Here is a 7,845-nt window from a genome sequence, read left to right on the forward strand (position 1 = left end):
GTTTGGTGCCGGCGGCCCCGCAGATCCCGTTCATCTCCACGGTGGTCGACCCGGCCGGGCCGGCGCCGGTGCTCAACGGCGACTATTGGGCCAACAACGTGCGCCAGCCGGCCCGCGTCAGCCAGGCCATCACCGCCGCGGGCGAGAAGTACGGCACGTTCATCGAAATCAGCCCGCACCCGATCCTGACCCACACCATCGACGAGAACCTGGAGACGGTGCCGCACTGCAGCGTCGCCACATTGGTGCGCAACGGCGACGACACGGTCAGCTTCCACGAGCACCTCAACAGGGCACACCCGGTCAGCCCTCGGGAGCTGCCGCACCCGGCCGAGCCGCACCCGGTGCTGCCCGCCTCGCCGTGGCGGCACACCCACCACTGGCTGGAGAACGAAAACTCCGTCAGCGCAGCCGAATCCGCACCGCGGCCCGGCGTACTGCTGGGCACGCACATCAAGATCGGCGCCACGCCGACCGTGCACCTGTGGCAGGCGCGGCTGGCTCCGGAGTCCAAGCCATACCCGGGTGTGCACCGCAACAACGGTGTGGAGCTGGTGCCGGCATCGGTGCTGCTGCAAACGCTTTCCGAGGCCGCGATCGCGGTCAGTGGGCAGCCGGCCGTCAGCGACATCCGCTTCGAGCACCCGATCCTGGTCGACCGGCCGCGGACCATCCAGGTCGTCGCCGACGCCGAATCGGTGGTCATCTTGTCGAAGTCGGTGTCATCGAAGTCGGTCACCGACGACGACGCCGGCGTGCGCTGGATCAAACACCTCAGCGCCCGTATCACACCCCGCGGCGAACCCGCTTCGGACGGCACCGCGGCGATGCACAAAAACGGCCACGCCGGAACGCAATTCGATGACGACGCGGTGACCTCGCTGTGGCTGACCTGGGGCAGCGAAGGCCGCCCCTTCGACTGGTCGCTGGTCTCCGGGCGGTCGACGCCGGTGGAGCTGCGGGCCGACATCGAAGCAGCAGAGTCCGCGCCAGGGACGGTGGCGCTGCTCGACGCCGCGCTGCACGTCGCGCGGCTAGTGGACGGGTCCAACCCGGAGTTGATGGTTCCCGCCGCGGTCGACAGCATCCGGTTCGCTGCTGCACCGCCCGCCGACGGCCGGGCCGGCGTCACCGTGCACCGGCGCGACGGCGGCGACGGGCCGCTCGTCGTCGACATCGCGGTGACCACGCCCGACGGCGGACGCTGCGCCGACATCCGCGGACTGCGCTACGCGGCGCTGGACACCGCGACCCCCGCCCAGGACCCCAGCTCGATCGCGCACGCCATCGAATGGCGGCCCTGGGACGCCGCGCCGGGCACCCCGGACCAGCCCGGCACGCTGGCGGTGGTCGGCGACGGCGCCGCTGCCGAGGCCCTGCTGGGCGGACTGACCGCAGCCGGTCACCGCACGGCCGGCATTGCCGAGGCCCAGGCCGTCGTCTACGTCGCCGACTCCCGGCCGGACGAGTCCGACCTGGACTGCGCGTCCCGCCTGGTCGGCGAGGTGTCCGACCTGGTGGCGCGGCTGGCCGAGCGGGACACCCACCCGCCGGCGCTGTGGATCGTCACCCAGGGCGTGCACGAGGCGGCGTCTGATGCCGCGGTGCGCCAAAGCTGCCTGTGGGGCCTGGCCGGGGTGATCCGCGCCGAGCAACCGCAGCTGTGCGGCGGCTTGGTGGACCTACCCGCCGACCCCGCCGGCATCGCCGAGGGCGTGGGGACGTTGTCGGCGGTGCTGCGCACCCCGGCGAAATCCATTCTGGTGCTGCGCAACGGCCAGTTCCTGGCGCCGACGTTCACCCCGATCTCCGGTCCGCCGCAACGCGAGCCGATGGTGTGCCAGCCCGACGGCGCCTACCTGATCACCGGCGGCATGGGCGCACTCGGCCTGCTGATGGCCGGGTGGCTCGCCGACCGCGGCGCCCGCCGGCTCGTATTGGCCGGGCGCAGCGCGCTACCGCCCCGGCGCGACTGGGACAACGACGACCTCGACGCCGACATCCGGCATAAGGTCGCCGCCATCCGGGCGCTGGAGCGGCGCGGCGTCAGCGTCGACGTGGCCGCCCTGGACATCGGCTCCCGCGACGGCGTGGTCGACCTGCTGGCCCGCCGCGACGCGGCGGGAGCACCGCCGATCCGCGGCATCATCCACGCCGCCGGCGTCACCGAGGGCCAGCTGCTGACCGAGGTCGACGACGACCGGCTCCGGGACACCATGTGGCCGAAGGTCGCCGGCGCCCAGGTGCTGCACGAGCTGTTCCCGCCGGCCAGCGTGGACTTCTTCTTCATGACCGCCGCGGCGGGCGCGGTGTTCGGGGTGCCCGGCCAGGGCGCCTACGCGAGCGCGAACGCCTACCTCGACGGGCTGGCCCGTGCCCGCCATCTGCGGGGCTGCCACAGCGTCAGCTTGGACTGGGTGGCCTGGAAGGGCCTCGGCTTCGGCGCCGAGGCGCACGTCGTGCTGCACGAGTTGGAGCGGATGGGTTCCCGCCCGATCTCCCCGGCCGAAGCCTTCGCCGCCTGGGACCACGTGGAGCACTACGACGTCGCCCAGGCCGTCATGGTGCCGCTGCCCCTGGAAGGCTCCGTAGGGAGGCCGGGATCCTCCGCTGCCGACGGTGCCGCACCGACCCGCGACTGGTCGCAGCTGCCCGCCGATGAGATACTCAGCGAGCTGGAAATCGGGTTGCGCAGCATTCTGGCCCGCGAGCTTCGCATGCCGGAGGCCGATCTGCAGTTGGACCGGCCGTTCGCCGAGCTCGGCCTCAACTCGGTGATGGCGATGGCCGTCCGGCGCGATATCGAAGCGCTCGTCGGCCTGGAACTGTCGGCGACGATGCTGTGGAACCACCCGACGACTGCGGCGCTGGCGGCACACCTGACCGGCAAGCTGCTGCCGCAGGAGGAGTCCGGCGACGACCCGGCGGCCGCCAACGGCGCACTGCCCGAGTCGGCCGACAGTGTGTTGAATGAGCTGTTCGACAGCGTGGAATCGGCTCCGGCCGGATGGGACGGGATCTAGTGGGAATTGAGTCCCTCGCATGACCGCAGCATTTGACGAAGAATCCCTGCGCCACTGGCTGGCCGACTACCTGGTCACCAATATCGGCTGCAGCCCCGACGAGATCGATTTCAACGCGTCGCTGAACGACCTGGGCGTCGGATCCCGCGACGCGGTGGTGCTCTGCGGAGAGCTGTCGGAACTGCTCGGCCGCAAAGTCTCGCCGGTCGAGCTCTGGCAGCACCCGTCGGTCGCGGAGCTGGCGAAGTTCCTCATCGAGCCGGAGTCCGCCGACGAGGAGTCGACCCCCGAGCCGGGCCGGCTCGGCTCCGACGAGCCCGTCGCGGTGATCGGTCTGGGCTGCCGGTTCCCGGGCGACATCGACTCGCCGGAAGCGCTGTGGCAGTTCCTGATCGACGGCGGCAACGCGGTTACCGAGGTGCCGGCCGACCGTTGGGCGCCGTTCGACGACGGGTCGCCCGAGACCACCAGTGCGATCGCCCGCACCACCCGGTGGGGTTCGTTCCTGAGCGACATCGCCGCCTTCGACGCGGAGTTCTTCGAGATCTCCAGCCGCGAAGCCGTCAAGATGGACCCCCAGCAGCGGCTGCTGCTGGAAGTGGCGTGGGAAGCGTTGGAGCACGCCGGGATTCCGGCGACCTCCCTACGGCGCTCGCAGACCGGCGTGTACGTCGGGGCCAGCATCACCGAGTACGGCTGCCACGCCTCCGCCGACCTGCAAGGCGTGGACGCCTGGAGCAACGCCGGTGGCGCACTGAGCATCATCGCCAACCGGCTGTCGTACTTCCTGGATCTGCGCGGCCCCTCGGTGACCGTGGACACCGCGTGCTCGTCGTCGCTGGTCGCTCTGCACCTGGCGTGCCGCAGCCTGCGCACCGGCGAGTGTGACACCGCCATCGCCGGCGGGGTGAACCTACTGATGTCCCCGGCGGTGTTCCGCGGCTTCGACCAGAGCGGTGCGCTGTCGACGACGGGCGCATGCCATGCGTTCGACGCCGAGGCCGACGGTTTCGTCCGCGGCGAGGGCTGCGGTGTCGTGGTGCTCAAGCGGCTCTCGGATGCCCGGCGCGACGGCGACCGGGTGCTGGCGGTGGTCCGCGGATCGGCGATCAACCAGGACGGCCACTCCAACGGCCTGCTGGCGCCCAACCCGGCCGCCCAGATGGCGGTGCTGCGTTCGGCCTACGCCGACGCCGGTATCGCGCCTCAGGAAGTCGACTACGTCGAAACCCACGGCACCGGAACGCTGCTCGGCGACCCGATCGAGGCGCGGGCGCTGGGCACGGTACTGGGACGCGGACGCCCCGCGGATGCGCCGCTGCTGCTCGGTGCCGCCAAGTCGAACCTGGGCCATCTCGAGGCGGCCGCCGGCATGGTCGGCTTCATCAAATCGGTGCTGGCCGTGCAGCGCGGGCAGATCCCGCGCAACCTGCACTTCAACACCCCGAACCCACACATCGCCTTCGACCAGTTGCGTCTGAAAGTCGTTGCCGAACAACAGGACTGGCCGTCCACCGACCACCCGCGGCGGGCCGGGATCTCCTCATTCGGCTTCGGCGGCACCAACGCGCACGTGGTGATCGAGCAGGCGCCACCAGCCAAAGTCACTGCGCGCGAAGCAGATCCAGCGGTCACCACGCTGGTGGTCTCCGGGCGGACCCCGGAACGGATCGCGGCGACCGCCGGCGACCTGGCCGCCTGGCTGAACGGTGACGGCGCCGAGGTGGAACTGCCCGACGTCGCACACACCCTCAACCACCACCGCGCCCGCCAGGCCCAGTTCGCCACCGTGTGCGCCCGCGACCGCGGCCAGGCCATACGCGGTCTGCAGGCGCTGGCCGCCGGCACGTCGGCTGATGGTGTCGTCGGTCCGCACGACGGGCCATGCGGGCCCGGCACGGTGTTCGTGTACTCCGGGCAGGGCTCGCACTGGGCCGGTATGGGCCGGCAACTGCTCACCGACGAACCGGCGTTCGCCCGGGCGCTGGCCGTGCTGGAGCCGGCGTTCGTCGAACACGTCGGGTTCTCGCTGTGGCAGGTGATCTCCGGCGGTGAACCGGTCAGCGGCGACGCGCAGGTCCAGCCCGTCCTGATGGGGCTCCAGCTGGCCCTGACCGAACTGTGGCGCTCCTACGGGGTGCACCCCGACGCCGTCATCGGTCACTCCATGGGGGAGGTGACCGCCGCCGTGGTGGCCGGCGCCCTGAGCCCGGCCGATGGCTTCCGGGTGATCGCGGCCCGCTCCCGGCTGATGTCGCAGCAGGCCGGCCAGGGCGCGGTGGCGTTGCTGAATCTCGACGCCGAGACTACCGAGTCACTGTTGGCCGCCTACCCGGGTGTCAGTGTGGCGGGCTACCTCTCGCCCAAGCAGACCGTGGTGGCCGGCCCGGTGGCGCCGGTTGACGCGGTGATCGCCGCCGTGAGCGCCCAGAACAAGTTCGCCCGACGGGTCAACATGGAAGTGGCCTCGCACACCGCGCTGATGGACCCGATCCTGCCCGAGCTGCGCGCGGCGCTGACCGGCCTCACACCCGAGGTCGCCACCATCCCGTTCTTCTCCACCGTGACCGAGAGCGCCATGCCCGCCGGTGGCATGCCGCTGCTGGACGCCGACTACTGGGTGAACAACGTGCGGCAGCCCGCGCTGCTGGCGCAGGCCGTCACCGCCGCCAGCGCCGAACACACGACCTTCGTCGAGGTCAGTGCGCACCCGATCCTGACCCACGCGATCGCCGACACCTGCGAGGCCCTTGGCGGGCACCACCACAGCGTGGGAACCCTGGCGCGCAACGCCGACGACGCGGTCAGCTTCCACACCAACCTCAACCGGACGCACACCGCCCAGCCGCCGCAGACACCGCATCCGCCGGAACCGCATCCGGTGCTGCCGACCACGCCGTGGCAGCACAACCGCTACTGGATCGAGACCGTTGCCGTCCGCAGCGCCGCCGGCCCGGTGAGCAGCGGCGCTGACCGGGCCACCGGCCACCCCGGTGCGGTGCCCACCGACTGGTGGTGCGAGCTGACCTGGCCGGCCAGCGACGTGGCCGCGGCCGACACCGCCGAGCAGTCCTGGTTGGTGATCGGCGACGATGTCCTGGGTGCCGAGATCGCCGCGTTGCTCGGTGGCACGGTGACGATGCTGGCCGCCGACGCCGACCCGGCGGCACTCGCCGCGGCGCTGCCCGGGGCCACCCACGTCCTGTACGCGCCGACGACGGCGGCGGCCGACCTCAGTGCGGGCCCGGCTTACCAGGTGTTCAACACCGGCCGGCGGCTGGCCGCGGCCATGGCGGATCAGCCAGTCCCGGCGAAGTTGTTCCTGTTGACCCGCAACGCCCAACCCGTCGGCGACGGCGACCGGGCCAATCCCGCCCATGCCGTGCTGTGGGGCCTGGGCCGCAGCCTGGCCCTGGAGCATCCCGAGATCTGGGGCCGGGTCGTCGACGTCGACGAATCGGTTCCGGCCGCGCTGGTCGCCGGGTACCTGCTCACCGAGGCCGGCGCCGCCGACACCGAGGACCAGATCGTCTACCGCGCCGGCGTCCGCCGCGTCCCGCGGCTGCGCAAGGGCCGTCCGACCGGGGCCGCCACACCCGTCGAATTCGACCCGGACAGCTGCCATCTGGTGATCGGGGCTACCGGCAACATCGGGCCGCAGCTGGTTCGGCAGCTGGCGGCCAGCGGGGCCCGGACCATCGTCGCGGTGTCGCGGCGCCCGGGCACGCGTCTTGACGAGCTGGCGGCCGAATTGTCCTCGACCGGGACGACGCTGGTGACGGTGGCCGCCGACGCGGCCGACGAGACGGCGATGAGCGCGCTGTTCGACCGGTTCGGTCCCGACCTGCCGCCGCTGGCCGGTATTCACGTGGCGGCCTTCGCCGGTGGGCCGGTGACCCTGCGCGACATGACCGACGACGACGTCACCGCCATGTTCCGGCCGAAGCTCGATGTGGTCGCGGTGCTGCACAAGCTGTCACTGCGCCACCCGGTGCGCCACTTCGTGCTGTTCTCGTCGATCTCCGGAATCACCGGGTCGCGCTGGCTGGCGCACTACACGGCGACCACCACGTTCCTGGACACTTTCGCCTACGCACGTCGCGCCGCCGGGCTGCCGGCCACCGCGATCAACTGGGGCCTGTGGAAGTCGCTCAACGACACCCAATCCGACGTCGAACGCCAGGTGACGGTGGAGTCCGGCCTCGAGCCGATGAGCGACGACGTGGCGATCGGAGCGCTGCCATTGGTGATCGGCGCCCACAGCGCCGTGCGGCACACCGTGGTGGCGGCGGACTGGCCGCGGCTGGCCACCGCCTACCGCACCCGGGCGGCGCTGCACATCGTGGATGACCTGCTGGCCGTTGCCGAGCCGGCCGACGGTTCGGCGCCGGTGAGCACCGAGTTCCGCCGCGCCCTGACCGAAGCCGAACCGCAACAGCGCCTGGAGATGCTGCGCGACCACGTCACCACACAGGTCGTGGCCGCCATGGGCCTGGCGTCACGGCACGCCTTGGACCCCACGGCCGGATTCTTCGCCTCCGGCATGGATTCGTTGATGAGCGTGACCCTGCAGCGGGCGCTGTCGGACAGCCTCGGCGAAACACTGCCGGCCGCAGTCGTATTCGACTATCCGACCATCGAAGCGCTGACCGGGTACCTGGCCACGATCCTGCCCGAGCTGGTGGAGGCCGCCGAACAGGACAGCACCGACGCCTATGACGACATGAGCGATGACGAGCTGCTCGCGCAGCTGTCGGAGAGGTTGAGTTGAGCGGGATGGTTGGGGGGTCGGCCGCGTCGGCCGGAGGGTCGGATCGTCGCT

General features: G+C 71.4%; 2 protein-coding genes. Both read left to right on the top strand.

Translation table 11 applies throughout. The features are described 5' to 3' along the window. The coding region (locus tag AC5Y4Q_RS21560) for a KR domain-containing protein (RefSeq protein ID WP_499960162.1) at nucleotides 1-3,023 on the top strand (3,023 nt) is incomplete at its 5' end. Nucleotides 3,024-3,042: 19 nt separating this feature from the next. Continuing rightward, nucleotides 3,043-7,794 carry an SDR family NAD(P)-dependent oxidoreductase gene (locus AC5Y4Q_RS21565; protein ID WP_499960163.1) on the top strand — a complete coding sequence of 1,584 codons (4,752 nt, stop codon included), beginning with the start codon at nucleotides 3,043-3,045 and terminating at the stop codon, nucleotides 7,792-7,794. The last annotated feature ends 51 nt before the right edge of the window (nucleotides 7,795-7,845 follow it).

Source organism: Mycobacterium sp. NGS16, assembly GCF_059813225.1.